Origin of the sequence: Exiguobacterium sp. ZWU0009 (assembly GCF_000798935.2) — a bacterium.
In the GTDB taxonomy this organism is placed as follows: Bacteria; Bacillota; Bacilli; order Exiguobacteriales; family Exiguobacteriaceae; genus Exiguobacterium_A; species Exiguobacterium_A acetylicum.
This window is the reverse complement of the sequence record NZ_CP018057.1, coordinates 1,541,255-1,567,379: the sequence shown is the minus strand read 5'-3', so window position 1 is coordinate 1,567,379 and position 26,125 is coordinate 1,541,255. Positions and strand designations below refer to the sequence as shown.

Sequence of the window (26,125 nt, the reverse complement as noted above, 5' to 3'; positions counted from 1 at the left end):
TTTCACGAAAACGAAATCACTTCGATAAAAAGATTGTGACAGTTACAATCGATACACCATGGCATTGTCAAAAAGCGTAGTAGATGCTACATTTATTTATGTAGTAAATACTACACCTTTAAGAAGGAAATACAAATGACACATGATAAGCCCCCTCTATTCTCGAAAGGACAAGCTATCGTCTTGGTCGTACTTGGTGCAGCATTTTGGTTCGTCGGTGCCCTGTCAGTCAGATTCGGATCTGGAATCGGCATGTTCGAAAATGTTGGAAACGTGATTGCCTTCCTGATTGGTTTACCGGTTTCGTGGATTTCCGTCATCATCATAAAAAAAGTTGCATGCTTGAATGCTGAACAGATGGTGCCGGGTGTCAGTCTCGGACTGTTAATGGCGACGTTTTTAGAGGGAATCGTTCTAACGTGGGGCACATCGCTGTATGGAACGGATCCCTTACTCGTCGGACGTGGGGCAGCATGGATCCTTTTGGGGGGCTTCGCCTTTCTTGCTGCTGCTTTCATCGAGGCGAGACGAATGGGATATAAAATGATCTAAGGCGATGAAATGTGTTCTACAGGACGACAAATAACACAAATAGACCATTGGACTCGTCACTCGTCCAACGGTCTATTTGTGTAAAAGCAGGTGAATTCCAGTGCGTCGGTGAAAAAGATAATAAATGGAATCGTATCGTGATTACCTTGAAGATTTAGTTCGGTGGGGTCATATTTAAAAAGAACGATGGACTTCAAATGAAATCAATCGTTCTTCGTTTGCGCTTCGATTTTCTCGTTCCGAGCAGCCTCAAAGTTGCGATAAATCGTAAATCCTACTAAACCAATCAACCAGATAATGCCATACCCGAGTTCCCAGTCGAATCCATAATACAAGATTGACGACGTGATGACGACAATCAGAATTAAGCGAATACTCGATAGATGATACTTACTCATGTCCCCCTCCTTTTCTTCCGCCACCGAAGTAGATGTATGTCACGAAAAGAATCAACGTCCACGTAAAGACAGCGAATATGATTTTAAACAGACCTTCAGGCAGTATTTTCGAGATGTATAACATGGTCATTAAGATCGAGAACGTCAAATGATTATTTCTCATTTGCATAGTGAGCTTTTCCCAGTGGAGTAGGACAAGTAATACCGCGACGGGTGCGAGGAGTGCCGTTAGGAAGAAGAACGGAACGTTCCTCATATAGTACGGTATCTCGTCTTTGTTTTTTCCCATCACATATCTCTCCTCATCTTCAATATAGAATACCTAGCTTCTCTATTCATTTCATCGGAACGGATGTGATTGTATGAAAAAAGAAGTACGTCCACTCATCTATACACTTATCGTTCTCGTCATCTTGATAGCTGCCTATCCGACTCACCTCTTCGTTTCTAAAACGATGACTGAAATCAAGATTGAACGAATGTTAGTTGAATCAGAATACGACCAAGATATTTCAAAAAAAGAAACGGTCTTTGAGTCGAAGACCGGAAGATACGTGTTGGAAATCAAATACACGAATGAACCAGACTATATATACAACTATGAAATCGTTGAAGATCATGTACTGACGACTGTATACGACCAGCATCATGTTGAAGTGACTGGCTCCGTTCAACATGAATTAAAGTAGATGTCGTACTTTAAATAACAATCGAGCCCATTCAGCGATCGCACGAATGGACTCGATTGTTTGATCACTTAACATTCTTCCCTCATATTCAATGATTCTGACGAGCGAATCGTAATCTGTTTTGTAGCATCGTCGATGGAAATGACACAATCCCACGTCGGCTTTAACTGAAGGACATCATTTCGATCCATCCATAAGACCGCGCTTAGTTCGATGAAGTTCCCCATCACTACCATTTTTCTCGCCTTCTCATCAATGACAGCATACAGTTCATCCTCTAAATTGATTTTCCAGTCAAAAAATTCATTGACGCTCATTCTCTCTCTCCCAATTCTTCATACGTTCTCTAGATCATTCCGCAATAGAAAACGTAATCTTCCATTTTTTTCGCGCAATCAATACTATGATCAGCGAAGCCAACAAAGATATTTTCAGCGTCGTATCACTGATGAGATGTAGCCCATAATGAAGTAAAAAGAGCATCGTGAGTAAGAGAACGACGAGTCCTAAGAACATCATGTTTTTCATTCGATCACCTTTTTTCCAATGGTCATTTGACGTTACTTTCAATACTCTGACATGTTCCGTCCAACTTGATTCCCCTTGTTTTAAAATGCGCGATATGTTTAAACTAATACAAGAACACAAAAAAAGGAAGTAATTCATGATAAATAAATCCATAAAATACTTTTTATTGTCATTTATGTTGCTTGTTATCATCTTGAATCTCTTGAATGGTCGAGTGATTGAAAATGAGCGATTAACGTTAGCCGTGAACATCGCTATCGTGCTGATGGCGTTATTCTTTATCAGCTTGAGGTTCTCAAAACAAAAACGTAAATAAAATGCTTACTCCTCTTAAAAAGGATTTAAAGGTGGTTAACTCGTGGGGCAATTTATGATTTTCGGTGCCTTGATGAATCTTCTGATCATTAGCGCAGTCGTCTATGTCGTATGGAAATTAGCGAAGAAAGTCTTTAAAAATAAGTGATGGACGTCCTTTTTTGATCCATTCATGAAACTTGTTCGAATTATGCTTACATAAGCAAGGTCCCTTTCTCATTCGAAAAAGGGACCTTGTTCTATTTTATCCTGCGTAGTTGAACAACGGACCACGCAATTCGAACTCATACGTCTCACCGTCGACGATGCCGACGATCGCGTCACTTTCGATCAACTGATGCAGGAAGCCTGCCATCTCAGCCGCTGTATGGTATTTCTTGACGTTCTTGCTGTAGTCGAACCCTGCTTCCCCGCGTGAACGATCCGCGAATTCCGTCTCTGTCGCAGCTGGTGCAAGCACTTTCGCCCGAAGTTTTGCGCCACCTTTTTGCAGTTCTTGCGCGAGCCCTTCTGTATAGGCACTGACATAGAACTTCGTCGCACAATACGTGACCGCGTTCGGCACGATCCGGTAACCGCCGGCTGATGAGATATTGACAAGTGTTGTTCCTTCGACGTCATGATGATCGCGAACGAACAGACTCGATAAAATCGTCAACGCCTCGATGTTCAAGCGGAGCATCTTTTCGATTTTTCCTAGGTCGATGTCTTGGACGAGATCAAAATCACCGAACCCGGCATTATTGATCCATGTTTCAATTTCGAGTTCTTTTAAGCCTTCGTACAGATCATGGACGTTTTGGTTATCCGAAAGATCGACCGACTTGAGGATGACATCACTGTCTGGTGAGATTTGTTTGACTTCATCCCGAAGTTTTTCGAGCTCAGACGTCCGCCGTGCGACGAGGACGAGTGATTTTCCTTTTCCTGCGAGTAGTTTTGCTGTCTCATATCCAATTCCTGAACTTGCTCCTGTAATGACCGTGTACTTCATGTAGCATATCCCCTTTTTGATTTGGTATAGTGAGAGTCTAATCCTTAGAGTGAACTCTAAGTCAAGCAGAAAGGTGAGATGTATGTATACGATTTCTGAAATCAGTCGATTGACCGATACGAGTGCCCATACGATTCGCTATTACGAGAAAGAAGGGCTACTGTTTCCGAAGCGCCAGAACGGTCAACGTCGATACGACGACCAAGATGTGACGTGGCTTCGGTTCGTCCTTCGCTTGCGCGAAACGCATATGCCGATCGAGCAGATCCGTTCGTATGTGACGCTGTTCCTTGCCCACGGCGAGCAGGATACGACACGGGAACGGCTCGCATTGCTTGAAGCACACCATGCGAACGTCTTGGCACAACTGGCAGCATTACAGGAAACGGAGCGAATGATCGCAGAAAAAGTCGACACCTATCGTCGCCTCCATCCTACGATTCCCGCTCCTGATGTTGTTCAATCCTCGGAAAATGCCTCCGTCAATTGACGAAAGACCGTTTTCCGCTCGTCAGGCGTTAACGCAAGAAAACTATCGCCGATGTTGATTTCTGTTGCGCAGCCGATGTCTTTCTCAACTAGATAGCCGGCGATACCAACCGGTCCTTGCAACTGGATGGCAATCAATTTTTCTTCGACGACTTTTTTTTCTGCCTTGAAGTAGAGATGAAACATGTTTGAGACAGGCTCAAGGGGACGAGTCGAGATGCCTGGAATTGCATTCAACCTTCTCGCTAGTGCTTTTGCGGCTGCATGGTACTCCGCCATGCGGTTTTTTCGTTGTTCATAATAATAGTCGGCGGATAGGATATACGGATAGAGACTGATCAAATCACCGCCATAGCGCCGTTTCCAGATTCGCGCCTCTTGGCAAAACGTTTCTGGTTCGGCTAAAATCGCTCCTGCAACACCGCCGAGTCCTTTATAAAATGAGATATAGACACTATCAAACAGTTGCGCGATGTCCTTTGCTTCTGCCTCATAATACGGTAAGACCTCAAGTAAACGGGCACCGTCCAAGTGAAGTCGGATATTCTGTTTACGGGCATACGTGCAGATGATTTCAAGTTCCTCACGTGACGGAAGCAATCCACCGAGTTCGCGTTGTGGCAGTTCGAGTAACAGACAACTGACGTCCGGCAAAGCTTTGATGTCGTCCATCGTCATCAACCGATCGGCTTCTCCGACTAGTACTGGTTCGATTCCGTGCAATTTCTTTAAGCCGTCCTGCTCATGGATTTCGAGATGACAAAGCGGATGATAGGCGACCTTGCGATTACCCTGTTCATCCGACCAGATGCGTAGCGCAATCTGTTGCGCCATCGTACCACTCGGGAAAAAGACCGCATCCTCATGCCCAAGTAAGTCTGCCATCTTGCGCTCGAACGTCTTGATGAATTCGCCGTTGCCATAGATGTCACTTGGTTGATCAGCTGAGACAGTTCGCAGCGCTTCTTGTAACACGCCAACCGTCCGACTACCATGTCCATCTAAACGTTTCGTCGTTTCTTGGTAACTCGATCGTAAATCCATCTCTTTCATTCCCTTCTAAATCAATGACTATTTTTTGAAAAAATCAAAATATTCCCTCTCCACTTTTGCTATACTGTGTAGCGAAAGTCTGTTAAACGTACTCGTCAAAGGAGGTGTCCCTATCGTGCAAACGCTTCGCACTCGCCTATTGCTTCTTATCCCACTTGTCTGTCTACTACTACTTACCGTGCAACAATTCGTCCCGTCGCTCTATACGTCACTGCTTGGACGAATTGATCCAGCAACGAATACATATTGCGTCGATCGTTGTGGTCCAAAGGAATCGATCTTCGATACGATCGAAGAAGGAACGTCTTATGGCGAGAGCACGGTCACGATGAGCGAAGTCGATCCACCAGCTCCATGGTTCCGGACAGGGTTCGATTCTTCGGTGACGACACCTCCTTATCTTCTCATACTATGTCTCATTCTCCTGTTTTGTAGCTGGTTTTTCTGGCATTATCTCCAGTGGTTGCGTCGACCTCGTATCGATCCATCAGGGTATGTGCTTCCGCCACGATTTCCAATCTTCATTTATGAGACAAAAGACCTGCCTGCTGACTCGATTCGAAAACAACTCGCTCACTTTAATGCACAATTGCCACTGTCCTTACAACGCCGGACCCACGAGACGGTAACGGAATGGTTTGATCGGATTGCGTTCCCATCTCCTGTTGATCCGCTCTACTTTGAAGTGCGGTATGGGAAGGTACCGGTCATCTCGACGCATCAATTGACCTTCTTCGGCCAAGCGATGGAGCAGTATCTTCGAACATGCCAAGTTCAATCATCGATCTCTTGAATCCTGCCGCCCTGCTCATTGAAGCTCGGCGGTTTTTCTTTTGCTGTCGAGTAGGATGACATCTTAAAAAAACGTTTCAAGTGTTTTTAAAGTTTGGATTGACTATTTTTCAAAATCAGACGATTAGTTGCCAGAAAACTGGGTAATATAGACTATAGTAGAGAAAAAGTCGTTCAACCAGGAGAGTGAGGTGAGAGAAGATGATCAGTGCACAAGAAGCCTATTACATCAAGAAGGAATTGAATGAAAAGTTCGAGGATCCGCGGATTTCCTGTGATTTTTCAATCTTTTCGCTTGAACCGTTCCAACTTCTCTTGCACGTCCAAGAAGATGTCGATGAGCTCAGTACTGAAACACGCTATGGCTTAAGCCGCAAGATTCGGTCCCAGCTCAAACAACTCGATGCACGTGTCGGTGGTGTTCCCGTCAAAGCGGTCTATGTCATATCGGCGCCTCTCATTTCCGATCGATCATATTGCGTCATCTTACAATGAAAAAATCCCACACGTGAGCATCGCATCTCACGCGTGGGATTTTTGTCGAATTCATATTTTCAGCCTGCCATGTCACCGATTTGGTTCCGACCATTCTCTTTCGCCCGATACAACGCTTGGTCGGCTTGATCGATCACCTCTTTTTCCGTCGTCTCTGCTCCGGGTACGAGCGACGTCAAGCCAAGACTGACACTGACCCGGCAAAGTGGTTCATACCGTTCATGTACGATATTCAAATCGAGAATGTCCTGACGGATTCGTTCTGCAATGTGCCGGGTTTCTTCTGCTCCACGCGACAACAAGACTGTGAATTCCTCCCCACCGTACCGTGCGACTTGTCCGTGACGCGCTTGACGCTTTAAGACGCGGGCGACTTCTTTTAAACATTCATCCCCTTTTAAATGACCATACGTATCGTTATACGATTTAAAGGCATCAACATCGATCAGAATCAGGGAGAGTGGTGTCTGATGTTGTTTGGCTTCTTCAAGCAGTTGCTCGAGTCGTTCATCGAACGCCCGTCGATTCGGGATACCAGTCAAGGCGTCGTGAAGAGAACGATGAATCAAGGCTTGTTTACTGCGCTCCATCCGAAACGTCTGGATGAAGGCGATCAAGACGATGACCGCGATGCTTGCGACAACGACGATGACCCATTTCGCAGCACTCGATGCTTGTTCGGAACGATTCGTTGCTTCAGCAATGATGCGATTGACGTCCGTTCGTAGACGAGCATCGATCGGACGAAACGTCTCGATGTACTGCATCCCCTGATATCGTTTTGCCTCAGCCGCTGCTTGATCTCCACTTCGAGCGAGTTCCAGTTGCGCGTCATAAAAACGCGTCGCCGTCTCAATTCGGGGAATCGCCTCGGTCCGGACGAGTTTTCGCATGATCGGATGATTCTCATCGAGTTGATTGAGTCGCTTGACCGTTTGATTAAGCCGATCAATCGTCCGTTCATACTGGGCTAAATCCGCCTCGTTCGGTGAGAGGATATAACTGCGGACGACGAGTTCAAGGTTCAATAACGCTGGAAATAATTCTGCTGCTTCCGTCGAGATGGGAATCGCCTCGTTTAAGATACGAGCATTTTCTCGTTCGATTTTCAGGAAAGCTTGATAGCTCCAGACGCTTGTAAACAAAAGCGCACAAAGTGCTAAAAACAAATACCGCTGCAACGTTGACCATTTCACAAAAAGACCGACCTTTCTTTCTTTATCTACTTGACTAAAGTCTATCCCTTATATCGGTGTCTTGAAATCAAACTGTTAGTCGTTTGTATGAAATAATGCCCGTTGCTGACACATTCCAAACGCTTCCAGCCTTCTTAATCGGTCAAGGATGTGTTTTCCAGCTGTTCCTGTGCCTGTCTTCGTCTCAGTGCACGCTCGGTCACGTCATTGTTTTTCCACCAAGCAATGAAAAGACCGACTAGTCCAATCAGACCCGTCACGAATCGCTCGACGTCACTTGACGACACCGGTAATGCCGAAAATCCGAGCGTCGGTAAGAGTAACTCAAGAAAGACGTAGAGCGGAATCAAGAGTCGAATCCACGCTTGAAAACGAATCATGGGGACACCGGAAACAAACGATGCCATGTTAGTGGACCAACAATTCCGTCAACGACAAGACGACACGTCTGTTGGAACGTTCGAACGGCGTGCGTCAATCGGGCATCAAACACTCCGGTTACCGCTAGACCTAATCGTTTTTCAATTGCCCGAACGAGTTCCGGTGCTTGAATTCGTTCTCGCAGATAATGCCCCGGTTTTGGCACATGATGCCGTGCCAAACTGACATGATCGTACAGTTCGAAATGCGGATAGTCGGGAAAACGGGACCAATCCCCTCCCCAGTCCATTCCGCGCCGCTTCATCACCGCAACGATCCGCCGGAGTCGCGCATCTGGCGGAGAAAGGAACAATGCGCCATTTTCGTAATGGAAGACGTCGATTGCGACACCGAAGTTATGGTTTGATTGACCCCCTCGTGCCTGTGTGACGATCGGTCCTTGTGTCGTCCGTCCCTTCGCATATAACGCGTTCTGTTCGGCTATGCTCCGAAAGCTTTGCGCTATACCGAGCTTGATCCCTTGCGGATAGAGCTCACGAATCACGTCACGCGCGATTCGGACGACTGTCGGGTGCATGCCGGGGACAGTTAGTTTTTGGTTTGCCCGTCGCAGTAACTCTTCTAATTGCATTAAGCTCCCTCCCTTGTCAATGCTTGTAACAATTCAGCGATCTCGGCATCGTCAGGAATGACTTGCTGCTCTTGTTGTTTCGCCTCGTAAGCGCGTTGTGATATTTTTTCTTGTTCAACCCAATTCGGTAATTGAAATAATGAAGTTCCTTTCCGCGTTCGATGAGTTATTCGTTTGGAACGTTTAGTAGCGGATCCGGTCGCGAGGCGCTTGACGACTTGTTCGATATAACCGAAGTGACGACTATTCGCCCGTGCCGCTTCTTCGATTGCGTACTGAATCCGCTCGACTGGGTGCTTCGACGCAAGCTGAAGCAATTCTTGCTTGATTCGGGGTGTCGCTTTGCCGAGATTCGTCTCGTACTGCTGCACCAGTTCCTTTTTTAAAGTCGTTTTCTTCAAGACCTCTTCTTCGGAGGCAACAAAAACCTCGGGGGCAGTCGTCTCCTGACTTACCGGGGGTGTACTGTCAACACGAGGCAGGACACGATAGGCATTTGATGTCTGCCCTCCGTGTTTCGTAAAGCGTTCGACCTTTTCAATCCGACCGCTCGCAATCAAGGACTGGATACACGACTTGACCGTCGATTTGCTGCACGGGACAGCATCGGCAATCGTCTGATAGGACGGAAACGCTTGACCATCCTGACCGCTGAAACTCTCGAGGATCAGGTAAATCATCTTTTCATGGACGGACGCGAATGCCGTCCCGCTCCGTAAGAGCGTATGGGGAATCGGAAGATAAGGGGTTTGCATAGTGATTCCTCCTTTCTAGGAAAGATGACAGGAAGAAGTGACTGTTTGTTCGAAAAGAATAGGGAGAAGTTTTTTGAGAGGAGTGACGAAATGAACGAGCTATTTACATTTTACTTACACGAACTGGATCACTATCGTCCCGATGAATTAATCCATCACATCGATCATGACACATGGTCGATCAGTCAGATGTATGATCACCTGATTGTCGTCAGTCATGAATATTTAGATGAAGTCGAGGCATGTCAGTTCGCACCAGTAACAGAATCCGGGAAGTCTCCGTTCGGTGAACGATTATTTACTGCCGGCGCGTTTCCGGCGACTCCAATCCGATTACCGGATACGATGAATGCACCACCTGACGAGACGGATCAAATCGAGCGACTACGGACGCGCTGGCGACAGCTGAGCGATCGTCACGCCGCGCTTGCAACGATCGCTCAGTCGACAGCATCTGACCAAAAGACGCGTCACGGTGGAATGGGCTGGTTGAACGCAGCAGAGTGGTATGCTCTCGTTTCGTACCATCTCGCACATCATCAGCATCAAAACGACGACTCGATGCTGCATTAGCGAATCGAACATGAAAAAAAGCGCTCTCCTCATGCGAAGAGCGCTTCGATTCATTTCAAGACATCCCAATTTGAAAAGTGCCTTGCCTCGAGATCGAGTTGCTGTTCCTCAATCCAGCGAAACGCTTCGAGTACGAGCGGTGACGCGTTATCGATCGAGACGTCACTCGCCTTGACCCAGCGCGCACCGAGCGAGTCTTGTCCGACGAATTGTTCAGGGATACAAAGCGTTCCACCCGTCTGTCGGACGAGATAAAAGACGGCGATGTGATGGACTTCTTCGAACTCGCGCCAATCCCACGGAAGCTTGAAGTCCGCGACGCCGATCTGCCGTTCGAGTGCCACCTCGAGCCCTGTCTCTTCCGTGAATTCCCGGCGCATCGCCGTAGCGAGCGTCTCCCCTTCTTCGAGGCTCCCCCCTGGTAAGTCATAGCGATTGATATACGGTCCACCATTCTTGTCGATGACGAGTAAGGCATCATCCTTCATCAATAATCCATAGACACCGAATGCCCGGTGACAACGAATCGTCTTCATGTGTCATTCCCCCTTCTCTTCATCTGCAGGACGGTCGGGATGAACGGATCCAAAAAGCCGTCAAACGGAAACTCTGCTGCGAGATTCGCTGTTGTAGGTTCAGTAACGATGCACGAGCTCGTTCAATCACATCAGTCGGATAGTCGTACAATTGTTGGTTCTCTAAAAATTCGTCCTCGTCGACGACCGTCCACACTCCCTCTCGATGGACGAGATCGAGATCCAGATCGATGAACGATAAGGTAGTTCCTTGAAGAACCGACGGTAAGCAAATGTTACAGTAATACGTCACTTCTCCCGTCCGCTCTAAATCGAGACCGACTGTGAAATCAGCATCAAGCGGATAGAATTCCAGACTATAATTGTCATATGTATACACCGCTTCGCGACAATGATGTAAAAGTGTCCGTCCGGGCATATTCGCGACGAGCAGATACGCTTCCGTCTGAACAAGAACGTCTCCGTCCCACGAATAGTGCAGACGTCCGTCAAACTTCCGCGCTTCAATCGTTAGATGTTTCGGTTCCAACCTCATCCCTCCCTTTCCCTAAAGCTCTCTTATTTTACCAAATGATCATATCGAAGCAAGTCTTTACCTGATTTACTAAAATTTTGAGAGTCTCTCGTTGACATCCTTTATCAAACTGCTATCGTGAAGGTATCATACTCAAGGATGTGGAACCGATGTTCATTGCCGAGTTGTTATTGAATGCTTGCATCGCCTTCACCGGCTTTTATTTAATCGCCAAAATCATTTATAGTCAACGTCTCGCGTCAAGTAGCTTGAAATCCCTCATTGTCGGTCTCGCCACCGGGCTGCTCGGGGTACTATTGATGTTTAAGGGGATCGCCATCAACGAGTCGTTACGGATGGACTTGCGACATTTACCGCTCGTCCTGCTCGCCTTTTATGGCGTCCGCTCGCCACTGATCATCGCGACGCTGATCATCGGTTGCTCCCGGTTCTACTTCGGTTGGACTCCACAAGCGGTCGTCGCTTTTCTCGCTGTCCTTGGCATCAGCACCGGGATGTACTTCATCCACAAGCGGTTGCTTCATCGACCATTCTTGCAAAATCTGATCATGAACGTCTGGGCGTTGTTCATGATTTCAATCGCCGTCTCAATCAATCTCGGTTTCAGTGACGCCGCCTTTCGCTTACTCGCTTCGACATGGACGATCGGACTCGCGGTTGGACTCTTATCGAGCTTATTGACGATTGATTTTCAGTTGCTTAACGAACAGGTGCAACGCTATAAACAATCCGCAGAACTCGATCACTTGACGGGTCTGTACAATCGACGTGTTTGGGATGAACGAACGGCATTTCTCGAAGAAGAAGGACGCGTCTACAATGTGCTCGCGCTCGACATCGACCACTTCAAGCACGTCAACGATACATACGGGCATGCGAATGGGGATCTCGTCTTACAACAGTTCGCACGGATCTTACAGGAAGAAACGCGTCCGCATGATATCACGGCACGCATCGGTGGAGAGGAATTCATGGTACTCGTCTATGATTTGACGCCTTCGAAAGTCGCGAAGGTCGCCAACCGAATCCGGGAGCGGATCGCGAACACGCGCTTTCAGCTCGACGGCTTTCCCGCCATCTCCATCACGGCGTCCGTCGGTATCGCCCATGGGAAACACGTCGCCGCCCAGCGGATGAATATCCTTGCCGATGAAGCGTTATATGCCGCCAAGGAGCAAGGGCGGAACCGTGTCATTCTGTACGAGGTCGATGCCGAGGCAGCGATAACGACGCAAGACCGCGAACCGGTCCGTTCTTAATCTTTATCATACCCATTAGTTTGTTTAGTAGAGTACGCTGGATGATGCTAAAAAAACAGATCATCCATCCATAAGGAGTGAAGCAATGAAATCCGATTTTGAGTTCATGACGACATCAGAAGCGATTCTGTTCGTCAGTTCCTTTTTCATGTGGTTGTACATCGGGCGTCATTTCGTCATGATCACGACGTTTGATGATTTATTTTTAACGCAATCGTGGTGGTTACTACTTCCGCTCGTCACCTTCATCTTATTCTTACGCTCGTTCGTCGTGCGGCGTTTGATTCTCCATCATAGCCAAGAAGACGAGGACGACATGTCACACGAAGCATGATCCATGCAAAAGAGGACTTACCATGAAACCGGTAAGTCCTCTTTCTTTACGCTTGATCGATCCGCCGAAACTGTAAGCCGCGTGCTTTCCACTCCGGCAAGAGTTCTTTTAGCGCCGCAATCGTCTGCACGGGCGCTTGTGCATCTGCCCCGAACGTATCCCCGTTATCGTGGAGCAAGATGATGTCTCCTTCTGACACATTTGATAGCAGTCGTTTGATTTTTGCGCTCCCGCCCTCTAGCTTCCAGTCCTCCGCCATCTTCGACCAGAGAATCATTTTGTAAGAAGGAGGACAGAGGACATCTCCAGCATTAAGCGCCCCCCACGGTGGACGGTAGACCGTCGGACATTCGCCCGTGATCCGTTCAATGATTGCTGCTGTCCGCTCGATGCCTGTCCGGACTGTCGACGGTCGCATCGACCAGTTTGGACGATGGACATAGTTGTGAATACCGAGTTGATGCCCTTCTTCGTGCATCCGGCGAATGAGATCCGGATGTGCCTCCGCTTTATGACCCACGACGAAAAACGTCGCCTGAATCCCTTCTTGTTGTAAAAGGTCCAGTAATTCTGCTGTATAGACGGGATCTGGACCATCATCGAACGTCAAGGCGACGGATCGTGAATCCATTGATTTCGTGACGCGCCATCCAAAGACGCGTGAGGCCATATACGGAACGACCGTATAGGCAAGTGTAGCGAGAACTCCCGCTGTGACAAGGCGTGACCGCATCTGCATAATTCTCCTTTATCCGTTTACTTGACGCTGACCACCTTCAAGACAACCCGCAATCCGTTTCTCAAAAAAACGTCGATCGGCAATCACTTGCTCACTTTGATACTGTGAGATCGCTTGCTGCCATTGGTGCATGACGTCCGGATTCTCAAGTGTTCGACGAATGACGTCAGCGAGTGTATCTGTTTGATCGAACGAAAAGGCAAGTCCTTTATCTAATAAATAAGTTCGATTGATTTCTTCTTGCCCTGGTAGGACATGCTGCATAAAAAGCGGTACCCGTTTTTCGAATGCTTCACTGACCGTTACGCCACCAGGCTTCGTGACGATTGCATCCATCCGTTCATATAGCTGATTCATCTCATCACGTGAATCGATATAGGCAAGTGGATGGATGTGAGCTTGTTTCTGTGACGACAATCGTTTGTATAACGAGCGATTATTGCCACATAAGACGTAAAAATCCGCTTCCGCACAGTGCTCGATTTGCTTCAGCAACGTCTCCAGTTGACCGAGCCCACCGTTTCCTCCAGCAACAAGAATTTGTTTGCGGGACTGCGTCGAGCGAATGATCGAACCGCCAGAGATTGCTGGATGGACAGGGATTCCCGTCACAAATAAGCGCTCTTCCGGCACGGCATGTTGCGTGAGTAACTCCTGTTTTGCCTCACGATTCGGCAACAAATGATACTCGATATGCGTCTTTCCCCAAACCCGACTGACGAATAGATCGGTATAAGCATTGATGACCGGTACGTCACAAAGGTTTCGTTCTTTCAATTGATTCAACAGATAGGACGGAAACGCATGTGTACAGATGATGACATCCGGCTCTTCCGTCCGAATGATCCGTAACATCTGTTGTTGGAAATAATGCGACGTCCACCCTGTCGAGCGCGCGTTACTCGAACGTCCGGCGATGTGCCGATGATAAAAACGACTATAACCGTTAGAGAAATGGCGAATCCAGTTCAGATAAAACTTCGATGTCACCCATTCCGCAAACGGGCTGATTGTACTGAGTAACTCTACTTCCTTGACTTCAACGTCTGGTCCCTGCAATCGTTCGGCGATGGCTTCCGCGACGAGATGATGACCGGATCGCATCCTTAAAAAAGGAAAGATCACTATTTTTTGCATCGTATGTCCACTCCTTCAAACTATCCGCAAAAATCCTTTAAAAAGAAGTATCGCTTAGTCTTCTTTTCCCGCTTGGTTTTCCCTTGAAACGACGCGTTTTTCGAGCCGTTTACGCTTGATCCATTTGACGAGGACACCGAGCAGGAACAACACGAGTAAGGCAAGTCCGAAATACGGGACGACTTCCGGCTTGATATGAAACGTCTTTCCGGCAAAGTGACCGAGTAAGACGAAAGGAACGACCCATAGTGCGGAACCAAGTGCCGACACCCAGAAATACCGACCGAATGGAATCCGCTTCATCCCTGCAAAATATGGATTGATTTGCCGCACACCGGGAATATAAAGACCGCCAATGATCGTCCGATTGATTCGTCCCATGTAGCCGTTTGACACCCGTTCCCAGCGCTCCCTCGTCAATCCGATAAACCGACCGTACCGTAAGACGGTCGGTCCAAAGAAGCGCCCCGCGCCATATGCTGTCAGCATGCCGACGAACGTCCCGGCGTAAGCGGTCAAGATCGAATAGATCAAGCGTTCTTCGTTCTGACCACTTAAGATACCGATCAGGACGAGTAGTGATTCTTCCGGTGCCGGGATCCCGACGATACCAAAAAATAAAAAGATGAAAATAACGCCATATCCATAGGCATCGAGATACTGGTTGACCGTATCCATGTTCATGTTGTCACGTCCTCTACTGCTGTCTCTCTGTACTGTTTCATCGTCTTCTGACTATGTATTCGTTCCTGTTCATGCAATTCCTTTTTTAGAAAAATTAAAACCTGTTTCATTCGAAAATTGACCCATTCTCTCATCTCACCTCGTGACAGTTCTCAGTTTTTAGGAGATGATAAAGAGACTGAAGTAAATCTCTATAGAAAGAAGGAGAAGGACGATGAAAGAGACTGAACAACTGACGATTCGACCGCTCTCGCCCGAGCATATTCCACTCGTCAATGATGCCAACGATCCCTTCCCAATCATCGGACGCATCGTTCCGCAGTTTTCGGATGCCGCATGGACCTACACGGAAGAACTATATGAAACAGCTACTCAAACCCATTTCCCGGACGACCGACTCGATTGGACGACCTACATTGATAACGAGGACCGAATCGTCCTCCTCGCCTTCTCCGGCACTTCTTGTATCGGACAGATTCGCCTCGTGCGTGACTGGAACCGTTTTGCCTACATCGAGAATATCGCTGTCAAACAAGCATTTCGTAAACATGGCGTCGGACACCAACTGCTCACCGCTGCGACGAAGTGGGCACAACAACGCGAGCTGCTTGGTCTGTCGCTCGAAGCACAGAACGACAATCTAATGGCTTGCCGCTTCTACGTCCGAGAGGGCTTCGTGCTCGGTGGTGTCGATAGTCTAAAACAATCTGCCAATCCTCATATCGATTTGACGTTATACTGGTACAAACTATTTTAAACGTCAGCCAGAAAGGACTTATCTGATGTTGTCTATCGTAAAGAACAGTTTTATTTCTACGATATTGTTCGCTTTCTTGTACGCACTCATTGCTGGGCTTGAGATGGGTGATCTAGCAATATACGGCACGTCCTTCACCGACTTCTTCTTAATTGGTCTACTGTTTGCCGGTCCTGTCATCCTGATTGGCGCACTCTTGACAGAATGGCTTCCGCTCCTGTTATTCCGTTCGACTGTTTCATTCGCACAACGATTCATCCTCAATCAAGTCGTCGCCCTATTTGCTAGTGTCGCCCTCTATCTGATTCTGCAATCCAATCAATTTTTGTTCTACTTTGTCTTGTTCTGTTCTGGTGTAGCGTTGATGTATCTTATCGTCTCCGAGTCGGCACGGAAGTATCCGTCATTCCTACCCTATCTGTTCGGGTGGCTCGGTCGGACCGTCTTCAGCTTTTTTCTATTTCTCCATTTATTTGGATCGATGACGATGATGGTACCGTTTATGTCCTACACGGTGCAGTTGGTCAATGAGCACTTGGACGCAGTCCTGCTGTTGTACTTCAGCAGTATCGCGATTGCTGACGCTCTTTTGGCTGTCCGTTTCACGAAACGTTCGCTACCCTGGACGACGCATCTTCTCGTTCATCAAGGTACAGTCTTCATGTTTGCTGGCGCATTCACCTTGTTCACTTCGCTTCCTGCAATATTTTTCATCGGAAACGTAGTCGCTGCCTTTTTGTACGTGATGATCACCCGTCTCTTCATCGTCATGAAAACGGGGAAGGAGGAGCACTATGGTCCGTCTATCATTTCGACTTCTGATGAGTAACTGGATTTTTTTGATGCTGTATCAACACCTCCCATCGTCACCACGACTCATGCCAGGTACGGACGTCGGCTATTATTCAGGTGTCTTCGAGACATTGCTGTCGTTTATGATTGTCATCACGATCGGTGGCATCCTGACTGACGCAATCCGTTACTTCGGCTTCCGAACGCGTCCATTCTCCTGGAGAGCACATCTCTTTTTGAATCAAGGCATTGCCTTATTAATTGGTGGCATCTTATTAATCGTCTTCAATGGTCTGTTTCAACCGCTTTATTTTCAAGCAATTGCAAGTAGCGCTGCTTTCCTCTACTTTATGATGACGCGTTTGACGTTATTATATAAAGAAGACAAGGTTGTTTGAAATCAGCCACTTTCTTACATTTTTGTTAGGTAAGAATGACAGCCTAGGCATTATACTGAATCTATCGTTCAGTAAAGGAGACATGCCGCATGTTTCGTCAAAAATCACTTCTGCACTTACTGATATTCTTGTCCTTCGGTTTAGCCTTCGACACGGTCACAGGATCGTCTCTCGTTCCGTTCGTCGAACCTCTTCATCAATTGATTGCCTCACTTGCATTGACGATCACGACCGCCTGTTTGACACTGTTCTTTCTGTTCTACCACGGCGTTCGTCCGCACCTTGAATTACTGATCGTCCTCCCCTTTTTGATTTTGACGAGCGGCATCACGTTCTTGTTCGTTTTCTTGAACGCAATGACCGTCATCTAACGTCACTAAAAAGCCCGTCTTCTTCAAGGAGACGGGCTTTTGCTCAGCGATATGTAGATCACGGTTTGGCATGAAGCTCCAGCAACGGATCGCTTTCACTCGGCCAATTGATTTGTCCCTCGTAATGATCCTCGATCGTCGCGACCGGTTCCGAACGTTCGAATCGGGACGGTTGCGTAGACGTCGTACAGACGATCAAAACAGCTAACAGACTGATGATACTAAAGCATCGTCGCATCATGATTTATACTCCTTTAGTCGTTTCTATCCTCATTTTAAGCAAACCGAGCTACTATGCCATCCGCCCTCCGCTGTATCTCGTCCTCCACCCATCAAAAAAGACCGACTACTTAAGTCGGTCTGATACCATCATCCTTGTTCGCCAACGACCGAGAACCGCTCGTTGAGGTGTTGTCCCTTTTCTAGCTCATCGACTACAGCGATGGCATAATCCGCGTAACTGATGTAGCTTTCCCCTTTTGCGTTTAGAATCATCTGCTCGCCGCCGACTGTATACGCTCCTGTGCGTTTACCGTTCGGATCAAAGAATCCCGCCGGGCTGAGATACGTCCATGTCACGTCTTGCTGTCCTTGCAGTTCAATCAGGTTTTTCCCCATGTTCGAGGCTGTCGGGTAGTACGCTTCCGGGAAATCTGGCGTTTCCATGACACGTACCTTATGCTCGGCATCGACGAATAAGCTTCCCGCACCACCGACGACGAACAGGCGCGTCTTGCTTCCTGCTAATACGTTGATCAAATGACGACCGACTTCTATATGTTTTGTTTCCTCACCCGGTGCAGCGTTAAACGCATTGACGATTGCGTCAAACCCGTTCAGATCATCTTTCGTCAGCGCGAGCACATCGCATTCGAGAATCGTGACGTCTGCGGTTACTTTTGCGGCGTTACGGACGATTGCCGTGACGTCGTGTCCGCGTTCGATTGCTTCTTGTACGATTAATTTCCCTGCTTTACCAGTTGCGCCGATGATTCCAATGTTCATGATGATTCCTCCTTTTGATATGTAACTATTTTGATTACACGTAACCAATATAGTTACAATCACTTTGTTTGTCAACATTGTTGTTCCTATTCCCCGTTTCTTGCCAAATGAACGATACAGCGTATAATGAGAGAACAATGTTTTTAAGAAGGAGGGTCATCCGTTGACCATCAGTACTCGTTTTTCCGTCGGCATTCATATTCTCTCGTTGATCGCGACCGACGAGAAGATGACATCCGACTTGATTGCCGGCAGCGTCAATACGAATCCGGTCGTCATTCGTAAAATCATGAGCATGCTGAAAAAAGCTGATTTGATCGCGGTCCGCCCGGGTGTCGCCGGTGCGCGACTTGCCCGTCCGTTATCTAAGATCACGCTACTTGACGTCTATCACGCCGTTGCTGTCGTACCGGACAAGGAATTGTTCGGCGTCCATGCCGCACCGAACCCAGACTGCCCAGTCGGACGAAACATCCAATCGACAGTCACACCCATCTTCGAGCTCGCACAATCCGCGCTTGAGAAGGTACTCGCTCACGTCACATTAGATGATATCGTCAGTGAAATCGAACAAAAAGAAGCATCGTCCTCGTAAGGGCGATGCTTCTTGCTTTAGAAAAACCATTGATATAGTAGATATCCTCCACCGAGGACGACAAGCACCGCGAGCATCTCCAGACCACGCATCCCGTCGTTTTGCCCACGTGGTACGGCACTACCAAGACCTTGATCGACACCATCGCGGAGATGATCGAGTGGTTGTTTCTTTTCTTGTTTGAAACGAGACATATAAACGACCCCCTTTTTACATATTGTACCATTCCAAATTCACCTTGCAGTACATTTTGTCAAAAAGAATCCGTGGTAGTGCTTATCTTACATTCAATTCGTTTCTCTATTCATTTCGAAGCAATTTTATTAACCCCATCTTTTCAACGATCAAAACATCCTGCTCGAAGCGTTTGATGGAACGTTCCGTCGATCGATCGTCAATCAAATTCGGATGACCGAAGCATACATTTAAGATCGAATTGAGTTTCTCTGAATCACCACCGATAAAATAGTGAGACATATAGGTGTTGTCTTCTGAGGCAATGACGACGAATGTCGCCATATCAAGCACTCCTTCGATGCTTTCTGCTGTCATGAGTTTGTCTTTCACAGATGCATTCTGAAAGTCATACGATTCGATGGAGGCAATCCTACCTTGCAACAGATCAAGAATTGATTTTCGATAGACACAATAGACTGCAACGATCGTTTCAACAGGTGGAACGAATGGATCTTCGAGGATCGTGATCAAACGCTCGTCGTCTTGATTCAGGCGGATGGCATGCAAGTGATTAACTAATAATTGATCAATGACGTTCACGTTCGTCGGTTGGATCGATTTAAAATCGTATACAGGCAAGCTTTTCTCCCCCCGCTCTTTTAGTCAATGATTGTATCCTTCCCTTCTGCGCGTAAACGCTGCAAGGATGCTTTCATCGTCTCAATCTCTTCATCTGTATGCCGCTCCCACGTTCCGAGTTCAGCAATGATCTTCACGGGTTCTGTCGACCGATACGACCGAGTCGGATTGCCTGGGAACCGTTTGTTCGTCAAGTTCGGATCATCCTCATACGCTCCGAGTGGCTCGACGAGGTAGATATGCTCCGGAGCGTCAGATTGTGCGAGCTCCGCGCCCCACTTCGCTGCATCAAGTGTTGCTGTGAAATAGACGTGCTGGAGCGGTCGTTCACGAAAATTCGACGCGTGCCCTGGTTTCAATTCGTCACCGATTCGCAACGTGGCTTTCGTGCCATGGAAAAACGGACCTTCGACTGGTTTCATACGCTCGCCTCCTGACTGGATACATTTAGTATAGACAGTCGATTGATTCAGGTGTAGTCTGTTTCAAAATGAAATTTCACGGTATACTTATAGCAAAGGAAGATCATTTGTCGTCAGATTGTAACTCGTTTTTTGTCTAGCCATCAGGCATGATGGGAATAGTCATTTTACATACCCTATAGGAGGTCATCCGTTCAACGTGAAGTTCTTTAAAGCTTTAGCGAAAACCGAAGAGGCTGTCTGGATTCCAGAAGCCGAGTGGCAAACCGTTTGTGAGCAAGAAGGACTGACCGTGCCGCATCATCCACAAGAACAATTTGTTGGTCTCGCGTACAACAATCAGCGGCAAGTCGTCGAAGTCACGCGCAACATGCGCCCCCCAGCGCTCAGTTATTACGTTACGATTCTTGAACCACCCCATAGTCGATCTCTCATCTCAAAACGTTCGTTCTTAACCGTGCTTCATGAACGAACGGAGCGCACGTCCCTCACCGAATACGGTACATTCTGTTTACTTGAGATCAACGTTCGCGAGGAAGGACTCGGCGAGCGTGGTCTGTTACTTGAGTCATTGATTCATGATATTGAAAAAAAGTACACTCATTACGCGATTCGTGGCGATTATGCGACGATCACCTTACAAGGACGCGTCTCAGATCAATGTTTTACGAAATATGGATTCCAGTTAACGGATTCCTATCTCACGCTTTCGAATGGGATTCCTTCCTGAACCGACCTGACACGTTCAGGTCTTTTTTGTACAGTTCCTAGGCAATGATGGGAAGTGATGGGTTTGCGTTCAAACTAGTAGCACTACATATTTTTAATATGGTATGGTAAAAGTAATTCATCAGCAGTACATTCTACATTTAAGAGGTTCCCCATGACAACAATGACCGAGACATATCCCATGACATGCTGGCATACGATTTCGACGTATCATAATCAACAAATCAAGCGCGTCAATGCTTTCTTGAAACAATGGGATCTCTCCCATACGAATCTTGAAGTATTGCGTTGCCTACAAACGACCTCATGCACGAGCCAGAAGGAAATCGCGGAACGGATCCAAGTGACCGATGGCACGATTTCACACGGAATCAAACGTTTATTTGATCGGCAACTCATCACCCGCAAGCGCAAATGGAAGACGAACTATCTGCTATTGACGGAAAAAGGAACAGCTATTCTGCAAGAAGTGTTGCCCGCCTACGAACGTTTTCAACAAGAACAATTCGCCGCTTTGACGGCTCGACAACAGGAAGAATTAATCCGTTTCTTCGATAAGCTCAACCCTGCATGACAGAAGAGGAGGAAAAATCATGACCTTCACATTCGAATCTTCAATGCAACACTGGAACGCCATTCAGCGAATCCATTCTCGTTATTCGAAAGAAGTCAACGATGTACTGAAACCAAAAGGGCTTTCAAAATCCCAATTCGATTTATTGATGACCCTGTATCATCAAGAGAGTGCGACACAAAAATCACTTGAACGCACGCTCGAACTCTCAAGCGGTGCCATTTCGCAAACGGTCAAGAAGTTGCTCGCGGAACACCTCGTCATCCGAAAACGAATCAACCGGGAAAAACGGATTCTCTTGACGGAAGATGGTGCAGCGCTGATTCAAACGTCAGCTCCCGAGATCGAAGAGATTGATGATCGTTATTTCCGTGCCTTTACATCAAAGGACCACGAGACGTTCGACCAATTGCTCCATAAGATGCAAAGCGATCATTTTTGATCGCCCTGACACTCGCGGACGCTTCCCTAATGAGGTGTCCGCAATTCTTACATATAAACACCATAAAGAGGGAGCAACAGAGATGACACATACAGACGTATTATTGGAACGATTAGACGCAATTGGGCAAACGATTGCACAAACAGATGATGCGCTCGTCCTGCTCGGACTCGGTTCTGTCGGTCAAGAACTTGAACGACTCGATGACTATTCGGACTTAGACTTTTTCGTCATCGCAAAGCCCGGTAAAAAGGCTCGATTCATCGAGCAACTCGACTGGTTAGAAAACACATACCCTTTACACTTTCAATTTCAAAATACGCAGGATGGACATAAAGTCATGTTTGACGACGGTATCTATGCCGAATTCGCCATCTTCGAACTAGATGAACTTTCTGAAATTGCATTTTCCGCTGGTCGTATCGTGTGGTGCGATCCTTCCTTCGACGCGTTTGAACGCTTAGTCCCACAACCACGTAACAGTTCGAGCGAACATCCATCCGTCGATTACGCCATCCATGAAGCACTGACGAACGTATATGTCGGGCTCTGTCGCGAAGCACGTGGCGAAACATTATCAGCCTTCCGTTTGATTCAACAATTTGCCGTTGGTCAATTGTTACACGTTCTGTCCTCATTTGAAAAAGAGGAAGCGACATCTGTTGATCCGTTTGCTCCGGAACGTCGGATTGAGCAACGTTTCCCAGAAATGGTCAACCAATTCTCAGAGATGATGCCAGGCTATTCGCATAATAAAACGGCTGCACTAGTGATCCTCGATTACATCGAACAGATTCATCCTGTCTCCCCTGCCATGTCAAACGCTATCCGTTCACTCGCTTAAATGATGTCTTCTAAAAAATACGTCCGGATGTCCTAAGTCATAGGAGATCCGGACGTATTGCGTTTAGGATGAATCAGAATCCACTTCAAAAGAATACTTCATTACAGTTTTGAAAGGAATAATATTCCTGTTAGTGATAGGTTTGCTCCCCTATGCATGATACCATTATTTTACACTATGACAATGAATCAAAGATGTATCTCTAAAAGAAGTGTAGAAAGGAAACGATCTGGATGTATGAATTAAAAGAACCTACTCAAACCATCTCGAAAGACGCGATCAAGGTGTGGCGCTTGACCGACGCGTTGGTTTCGACTGCCGTGTTGATCGGATTGATTGGTCTTCTGTTCGTCGATACGTACTATCAGTGGTCCAGTTGGATTGGGATCGTCCTCTACGTGTTGATGGCAGTGACGATCATTTCAGCTTTGATTGAGTGCACCGTATTGCCTGTCTATCGGCAAAAGACATGGCGTTATGAGATTGATGCCAAGTGCATTCAATTAAAGCATGGCGCGTTCATGCGTACGCACCTAATCATTCCGATCGAGAAAATTTATTTCGTTAAGACATCGCAAGGACCGCTCAGTAAACAGTACGGTCTTGCGACAGTCAAAATCGGTACGATCGGTTACGTCCATGACATTCCGTTTTTACCGCTTGCGCAAGCAACGGAAATCACGCAACGGATCACTGCCCTATCGGACCGTACGTCACGAAAGGAGCGAGCTGATGCGACAGGAACCGCCCCTGACTTCCTTTAAGCTCCATCCTGCCTGGATTCCGTATCGCTTTGGCATTGCTATGAAAGAATTCGTCTTCGCTGCTTTTTTGATTTCCTTCTTGTTCCGCCGCTTATCCATACCACTGTTCTCTTGGTATGGATACACGTTGCTCGGTAGTTTCATTCTCGTGCGTCTAATCGGTCTCGTGTTGCAGTGGAAACACTTTACATATCAACTCAAGGAACAAGAGCTACTGATTGAAAAAGGGGCGTTCGTGACGGAGAAAAAGCAGATTCCCTATGAACGGATACAAGGAATCACGGAATACGAATCGTTGTTTCATCGCGTGACGGGTCTGACATCACTCGTCATTGAGACCGGTTCAACGGATTCCGATGCCGACGTTCGTCTCGAGATGCTATCAAAACAAGAAGCAACGCACATCAAGGAACAGATCGAGTCGATCGTTACACGACAGCATGATCCTCAGGCACTACCAGAAGTCGCAACGACCATGCTAGCGCCAAATCCAGAGCAATACGCGATTCAATTCAAGGAGATTGCGCTGGCTTCGCTGACGTCACTCAGTCCGCTATTCTTTTTCTTCCTTCTGTACTCTGTTTATCAAGAATTGAGTCGTTTTCTTGAGCTCGATGATATCGTCTCTTCGCTCGTTACCTTCAGTACCCAATCTAACGTCATGCGTGTTGCGATGATCGGACTCTTGATCATCCTTGCTCTCAGTTATGGTGTCTTTCGGAATTATCGCCTATATGCGGGCTTTCGCATTGATACAAATCAACGATCGATCCAGATTGAAAAAGGCTGGGAGAGCGTCACGCGCTTTTCGATTCCAAAAGACCGGATTCAAGCTTTGACGATGCGGAGTCGCTTCATCCATCAGTTACTCGGAATCAGTCAAGTCAAGATGATCAGTTCGATTGATCCCGAGCAACAAGACAAAAACACGTCCGCTGTTTTGTTCCCGTTCATCCGGCGTTCAAAAGCGCTCGACTTGATTCCGAAAATATTACCTGATTTTCAAGTGGCACCTCGGACGCTTCCGATTCCGAAACAGGCGGTCGTCGTCAAATTATGTCGGACCGTCTTGTTATGGGCTGGCGTTCCGATTTGCCTATGGTTCATGTTTCCGAACTTACGTCTTCTTGCCGTGTTAATCTGCTTTACTGTCATCACGTCACAAATCTTGAGTCGCCGCTTCAGTACATATACGACGAGTCCGACAGTGCTACACTTCCATCAAGGGGGACTCGCACCTCTTACGTACTGGATGCGCCGTGATGGCATCGAACGACTCGAACTGTCCGAGTCTTACGTGCAACAACGTCTTGGTCTTGCTAGCGTCACCGTCACCTTACATGCGACACCAGCAAAGGAAGTACGGATTATGGATGTTCCGATTGATTGGGCGAAGCAGTGTCAAAGATGGTATATCGAAGGACATAATCCTGAAGTACAAAAATAGACCAATCAGCTTCTTGATGCTGACGGGTCTATTTTTTGAATCAAAGTAGATCATTTTTATACTTGTAATCCTTTAAAATCGTTTCCGCGTCTTTAGTCGTCCAATCTGCTATCGATTCTGAAGGATGTTTTTCAAGATATGCGTCCATGATATCTTTACCTAATCGGTACATACTCCACATAGGTACATCCTGTTCCTTATTGCCGTCCATGATATCATCTTGCGTTAACTCACCATTTTTCATTAAACGTAGAACACGCTGTTTCGTCTCTTCTTCTAATGGCTCGACCCAAGCTGGTGTCACACCTTTAACGACGCGTTTCGCGAACTGATCCGCTTTCCCTTCAAGGAGGAGTGAATGGATCAGTGGACTAGCTTCCTCTCCTAAGGAAGTATCTAGCTTCATCCGATCATATAAAGCAGTGTGGTGATATTCATGGGCTACTGCATATTCCAACATTTTCTTATCGTAGTCAGCGGTAAGGAATAGCATGAAGCAATCTCTAGTTGCCAATCCTGCGACCCCTCCCATGACATCCATACGCTCCATGAATTCCGAGTTAACAGGCACGATGAATATCGTATTCGTTTGTTTTGGTAATGCCCGATATGAAGCAGTGTAACTTTTTTCAATGATTTTTTTGATCTCTGTATCTTGTTTCATCAGCTCTTTCGTCCGACTCACCAATTGTTCTTTATACTCAGTTGCTTGTAGCATAAAGTAACTTTTCATATATGTTAGATCGAGATCTTGTTGCTCACCAATTTCATCGATGTAACCTAAGACATGTTTTAGGTAACTGTTCGTGTTGTCGTCTGAGTTTCCTGTCTGCATCGCTTCTTCTAAGTACTGATTGTATTGCGTATAGAGCGGAACGATCTTGACCTGATCCTCTTGACCAATCTTGATCGTCTTGTTTTTAATCGTTTCGTCGTTCGGTGAAAAGAAGTTTTCTGTCCTTTCCCAAACGGTACAACCCGATAAGGTAACCAACATCAAACAGAGTAATACGAGCCATCCCTTTTTCAATGTAACCCCTCCCTCAGATTTATGTCTCAATATTTTATACTGTCATTTAATAACAAAAGTTTCATATTTTAGAT

Annotated in this window: 39 protein-coding genes; 19 read left to right on the top strand and 20 right to left on the bottom strand. The window is 46.9% G+C overall.

Annotated features, from left to right (window positions below):
• The first annotated feature begins 135 nt into the window (after positions 1-135).
• On the top strand, positions 136-552 hold the full coding sequence (locus L985_RS08175) for a hypothetical protein (protein ID WP_047395346.1): 417 nt from the start codon (positions 136-138) through the stop codon (positions 550-552).
• Between the two features lie 203 nt (positions 553-755).
• On the opposite strand, the gene L985_RS08170 is transcribed toward L985_RS08175, so the two are convergent.
• On the bottom strand, positions 756-950 hold the full coding sequence (locus tag L985_RS08170) for a hypothetical protein (RefSeq protein WP_029341613.1): 195 nt from the start codon (positions 948-950) through the stop codon (positions 756-758).
• Entirely contained in the window at positions 943-1,239 is a 297-nt protein-coding gene (locus tag L985_RS08165) for a hypothetical protein (protein ID WP_029341612.1), read from the bottom strand. Before L985_RS08165 ends, L985_RS08170 begins: the two co-directional genes overlap by 8 nt.
• 73 nt (positions 1,240-1,312) lie before the next feature.
• Here L985_RS08165 and L985_RS08160 point away from each other — a divergent pair, with 73 nt between their 5' ends.
• The gene (locus L985_RS08160; protein WP_029341611.1) at positions 1,313-1,639 is read left to right on the top strand and encodes a DUF3139 domain-containing protein; all 327 of its coding nucleotides are present in this window, start codon (positions 1,313-1,315) and stop codon (positions 1,637-1,639) included.
• Between the two features lie 68 nt (positions 1,640-1,707).
• Here L985_RS08160 and L985_RS08155 read toward each other — a convergent pair whose 3' ends face one another.
• Positions 1,708-1,956: a hypothetical protein gene (locus L985_RS08155; RefSeq protein WP_029341610.1), complete on the bottom strand. Its 249-nt coding sequence runs from the start codon at positions 1,954-1,956 to the stop codon at positions 1,708-1,710.
• Between the two features lie 770 nt (positions 1,957-2,726).
• Positions 2,727-3,476, bottom strand: a complete 750-nt coding sequence (locus tag L985_RS08145) for an SDR family NAD(P)-dependent oxidoreductase (RefSeq protein WP_029341608.1) — start codon at positions 3,474-3,476, stop codon at positions 2,727-2,729.
• 82 nt (positions 3,477-3,558) lie between these two features.
• Here L985_RS08145 and L985_RS08140 point away from each other — a divergent pair, with 82 nt between their 5' ends.
• Positions 3,559-3,966, top strand: a complete 408-nt coding sequence (locus L985_RS08140) for a MerR family transcriptional regulator (RefSeq protein ID WP_047395349.1) — start codon at positions 3,559-3,561, stop codon at positions 3,964-3,966.
• On the opposite strand, the gene L985_RS08135 is transcribed toward L985_RS08140, so the two are convergent.
• Positions 3,936-5,009: a threonine aldolase family protein gene (locus tag L985_RS08135; protein ID WP_071908784.1), complete on the bottom strand. Its 1,074-nt coding sequence runs from the start codon at positions 5,007-5,009 to the stop codon at positions 3,936-3,938. The genes L985_RS08140 and L985_RS08135 overlap by 31 nt on opposite strands.
• A gap of 124 nt (positions 5,010-5,133) precedes the next feature.
• Here L985_RS08135 and L985_RS08130 point away from each other — a divergent pair, with 124 nt between their 5' ends.
• A complete protein-coding gene (locus tag L985_RS08130) occupies positions 5,134-5,811 on the top strand; it encodes a hypothetical protein (RefSeq protein WP_029341605.1) in 678 nt (225 codons plus the stop codon).
• A 200-nt stretch (positions 5,812-6,011) separates the two neighbouring features.
• Entirely contained in the window at positions 6,012-6,305 is a 294-nt protein-coding gene (locus L985_RS08125; RefSeq protein WP_029341604.1) for a hypothetical protein, read from the top strand.
• 59 nt (positions 6,306-6,364) lie between these two features.
• Here the strand turns inward: L985_RS08125 and L985_RS08120 are convergent, their stop codons facing one another.
• The 4 genes from L985_RS08120 to L985_RS08105 all read right to left on the bottom strand — a co-directional run bounded on the left by L985_RS08120 (position 6,365) and on the right by L985_RS08105 (position 9,268).
• Positions 6,365-7,486: a GGDEF domain-containing protein gene (locus tag L985_RS08120; RefSeq protein ID WP_235609887.1), complete on the bottom strand. Its 1,122-nt coding sequence runs from the start codon at positions 7,484-7,486 to the stop codon at positions 6,365-6,367.
• Positions 7,487-7,635: 149 nt separating this feature from the next.
• Positions 7,636-7,881, bottom strand: a complete 246-nt coding sequence (locus L985_RS08115) for a phage holin (protein ID WP_029341602.1) — start codon at positions 7,879-7,881, stop codon at positions 7,636-7,638.
• Positions 7,878-8,513, bottom strand: coding sequence for a M15 family metallopeptidase (locus L985_RS08110; protein WP_047390453.1), 636 nt, complete (start codon positions 8,511-8,513; stop codon positions 7,878-7,880). Before L985_RS08110 ends, L985_RS08115 begins: the two co-directional genes overlap by 4 nt.
• Complete coding sequence (locus tag L985_RS08105) at positions 8,513-9,268, bottom strand: helix-turn-helix domain-containing protein (RefSeq protein ID WP_047390455.1); 756 nt, start codon at positions 9,266-9,268, stop codon at positions 8,513-8,515. The genes L985_RS08110 and L985_RS08105 overlap by 1 nt, the downstream gene beginning before the upstream one ends.
• Positions 9,269-9,358: 90 nt before the next feature.
• On the opposite strand from L985_RS08105, the gene L985_RS08100 reads away from it, so the two are divergent.
• Positions 9,359-9,841, top strand: coding sequence for a DinB family protein (locus tag L985_RS08100; RefSeq protein ID WP_047390457.1), 483 nt, complete (start codon positions 9,359-9,361; stop codon positions 9,839-9,841).
• Positions 9,842-9,891: 50 nt separating this feature from the next.
• On the opposite strand, the gene L985_RS08095 is transcribed toward L985_RS08100, so the two are convergent.
• Together L985_RS08095 and L985_RS08090 are read right to left on the bottom strand one after the other, a co-directional pair.
• Positions 9,892-10,377 (bottom strand): NUDIX hydrolase, encoded by a 486-nt coding sequence (locus tag L985_RS08095; RefSeq protein WP_029341598.1) that lies wholly within the window; start codon positions 10,375-10,377, stop codon positions 9,892-9,894.
• Between the two features lie 19 nt (positions 10,378-10,396).
• The gene (locus L985_RS08090; RefSeq protein ID WP_029341597.1) at positions 10,397-10,906 is read right to left on the bottom strand and encodes a DUF402 domain-containing protein; all 510 of its coding nucleotides are present in this window, start codon (positions 10,904-10,906) and stop codon (positions 10,397-10,399) included.
• A gap of 155 nt (positions 10,907-11,061) precedes the next feature.
• On the opposite strand from L985_RS08090, the gene L985_RS08085 reads away from it, so the two are divergent.
• Positions 11,062-12,171, top strand: coding sequence for a GGDEF domain-containing protein (locus L985_RS08085; protein ID WP_051656259.1), 1,110 nt, complete (start codon positions 11,062-11,064; stop codon positions 12,169-12,171).
• Between the two features lie 85 nt (positions 12,172-12,256).
• The gene (locus L985_RS08080; RefSeq protein WP_047390460.1) at positions 12,257-12,505 is read left to right on the top strand and encodes a hypothetical protein; all 249 of its coding nucleotides are present in this window, start codon (positions 12,257-12,259) and stop codon (positions 12,503-12,505) included.
• A 46-nt stretch (positions 12,506-12,551) separates the two neighbouring features.
• Here L985_RS08080 and L985_RS08075 read toward each other — a convergent pair whose 3' ends face one another.
• Genes L985_RS08075 through L985_RS08065 form a run of 3 tightly spaced genes read right to left on the bottom strand, consistent with a single transcriptional unit; the run spans position 12,552 to position 15,065 of the window.
• Positions 12,552-13,238, bottom strand: coding sequence for a polysaccharide deacetylase family protein (locus L985_RS08075; protein WP_047390462.1), 687 nt, complete (start codon positions 13,236-13,238; stop codon positions 12,552-12,554).
• A 15-nt stretch (positions 13,239-13,253) separates the two neighbouring features.
• Positions 13,254-14,381 carry an MGDG synthase family glycosyltransferase gene (locus L985_RS08070; RefSeq protein ID WP_052169367.1) on the bottom strand — a complete coding sequence of 376 codons (1,128 nt, stop codon included), beginning with the start codon at positions 14,379-14,381 and terminating at the stop codon, positions 13,254-13,256.
• A 54-nt stretch (positions 14,382-14,435) separates the two neighbouring features.
• Positions 14,436-15,065, bottom strand: coding sequence for a DedA family protein (locus L985_RS08065; protein ID WP_029341592.1), 630 nt, complete (start codon positions 15,063-15,065; stop codon positions 14,436-14,438).
• Between the two features lie 214 nt (positions 15,066-15,279).
• Between L985_RS08065 and L985_RS08060 the strand changes: the two genes are divergently transcribed.
• The 4 genes from L985_RS08060 (at position 15,280) to L985_RS08045 (ending at position 17,383) form a co-directional block, all read left to right on the top strand.
• Positions 15,280-15,822, top strand: coding sequence for a GNAT family N-acetyltransferase (locus L985_RS08060; RefSeq protein WP_029341591.1), 543 nt, complete (start codon positions 15,280-15,282; stop codon positions 15,820-15,822).
• A gap of 25 nt (positions 15,823-15,847) precedes the next feature.
• On the top strand, positions 15,848-16,651 hold the full coding sequence (locus L985_RS08055) for a hypothetical protein (protein ID WP_047390464.1): 804 nt from the start codon (positions 15,848-15,850) through the stop codon (positions 16,649-16,651).
• Positions 16,644-17,012, top strand: a complete 369-nt coding sequence (locus tag L985_RS08050) for a hypothetical protein (protein WP_148662022.1) — start codon at positions 16,644-16,646, stop codon at positions 17,010-17,012. Before L985_RS08055 ends, L985_RS08050 begins: the two co-directional genes overlap by 8 nt.
• Positions 17,013-17,101: 89 nt before the next feature.
• Positions 17,102-17,383 (top strand): hypothetical protein, encoded by a 282-nt coding sequence (locus tag L985_RS08045; protein ID WP_029341588.1) that lies wholly within the window; start codon positions 17,102-17,104, stop codon positions 17,381-17,383.
• Between the two features lie 58 nt (positions 17,384-17,441).
• On the opposite strand, the gene L985_RS08040 is transcribed toward L985_RS08045, so the two are convergent.
• Positions 17,442-17,624 (bottom strand): hypothetical protein, encoded by a 183-nt coding sequence (locus tag L985_RS08040; protein WP_029341587.1) that lies wholly within the window; start codon positions 17,622-17,624, stop codon positions 17,442-17,444.
• A 128-nt stretch (positions 17,625-17,752) separates the two neighbouring features.
• A complete protein-coding gene (locus L985_RS08035; RefSeq protein WP_047390468.1) occupies positions 17,753-18,388 on the bottom strand; it encodes an NAD(P)-dependent oxidoreductase in 636 nt (211 codons plus the stop codon).
• A gap of 163 nt (positions 18,389-18,551) precedes the next feature.
• Between L985_RS08035 and L985_RS08030 the strand changes: the two genes are divergently transcribed.
• Positions 18,552-18,983 (top strand): Rrf2 family transcriptional regulator, encoded by a 432-nt coding sequence (locus tag L985_RS08030; protein WP_047390472.1) that lies wholly within the window; start codon positions 18,552-18,554, stop codon positions 18,981-18,983.
• A 17-nt stretch (positions 18,984-19,000) separates the two neighbouring features.
• Here the strand turns inward: L985_RS08030 and L985_RS16950 are convergent, their stop codons facing one another.
• The 3 genes from L985_RS16950 to arr all read right to left on the bottom strand — a co-directional run bounded on the left by L985_RS16950 (position 19,001) and on the right by arr (position 20,221).
• Positions 19,001-19,177: a hypothetical protein gene (locus tag L985_RS16950; RefSeq protein WP_156501836.1), complete on the bottom strand. Its 177-nt coding sequence runs from the start codon at positions 19,175-19,177 to the stop codon at positions 19,001-19,003.
• 106 nt (positions 19,178-19,283) lie between these two features.
• Entirely contained in the window at positions 19,284-19,799 is a 516-nt protein-coding gene (locus L985_RS08025) for a hypothetical protein (RefSeq protein ID WP_052169368.1), read from the bottom strand.
• A 20-nt stretch (positions 19,800-19,819) separates the two neighbouring features.
• A complete protein-coding gene (arr, locus tag L985_RS08020; RefSeq protein WP_047390475.1) occupies positions 19,820-20,221 on the bottom strand; it encodes an NAD(+)--rifampin ADP-ribosyltransferase in 402 nt (133 codons plus the stop codon).
• A 199-nt stretch (positions 20,222-20,420) separates the two neighbouring features.
• Between arr and L985_RS08015 the strand changes: the two genes are divergently transcribed.
• The 6 genes from L985_RS08015 (at position 20,421) to L985_RS07990 (ending at position 25,021) form a co-directional block, all read left to right on the top strand.
• Positions 20,421-20,951 (top strand): hypothetical protein, encoded by a 531-nt coding sequence (locus tag L985_RS08015; RefSeq protein ID WP_051656257.1) that lies wholly within the window; start codon positions 20,421-20,423, stop codon positions 20,949-20,951.
• Positions 20,952-21,104: 153 nt separating this feature from the next.
• Complete coding sequence (locus L985_RS08010; protein WP_029341581.1) at positions 21,105-21,524, top strand: MarR family winged helix-turn-helix transcriptional regulator; 420 nt, start codon at positions 21,105-21,107, stop codon at positions 21,522-21,524.
• Positions 21,525-21,543: 19 nt separating this feature from the next.
• Positions 21,544-21,966: a MarR family winged helix-turn-helix transcriptional regulator gene (locus L985_RS08005; protein WP_023468160.1), complete on the top strand. Its 423-nt coding sequence runs from the start codon at positions 21,544-21,546 to the stop codon at positions 21,964-21,966.
• Between the two features lie 82 nt (positions 21,967-22,048).
• A complete protein-coding gene (locus tag L985_RS08000; protein ID WP_029341580.1) occupies positions 22,049-22,810 on the top strand; it encodes a hypothetical protein in 762 nt (253 codons plus the stop codon).
• Between the two features lie 233 nt (positions 22,811-23,043).
• A complete protein-coding gene (locus L985_RS07995; RefSeq protein ID WP_071908782.1) occupies positions 23,044-23,574 on the top strand; it encodes a PH domain-containing protein in 531 nt (176 codons plus the stop codon).
• Entirely contained in the window at positions 23,543-25,021 is a 1,479-nt protein-coding gene (locus L985_RS07990; protein WP_029341578.1) for a PH domain-containing protein, read from the top strand. Before L985_RS07995 ends, L985_RS07990 begins: the two co-directional genes overlap by 32 nt.
• Positions 25,022-25,061: 40 nt before the next feature.
• Here L985_RS07990 and L985_RS07985 read toward each other — a convergent pair whose 3' ends face one another.
• Positions 25,062-26,051: a DUF2268 domain-containing putative Zn-dependent protease gene (locus tag L985_RS07985; RefSeq protein WP_047390483.1), complete on the bottom strand. Its 990-nt coding sequence runs from the start codon at positions 26,049-26,051 to the stop codon at positions 25,062-25,064.
• Positions 26,052-26,125: the final 74 nt, after the last annotated feature.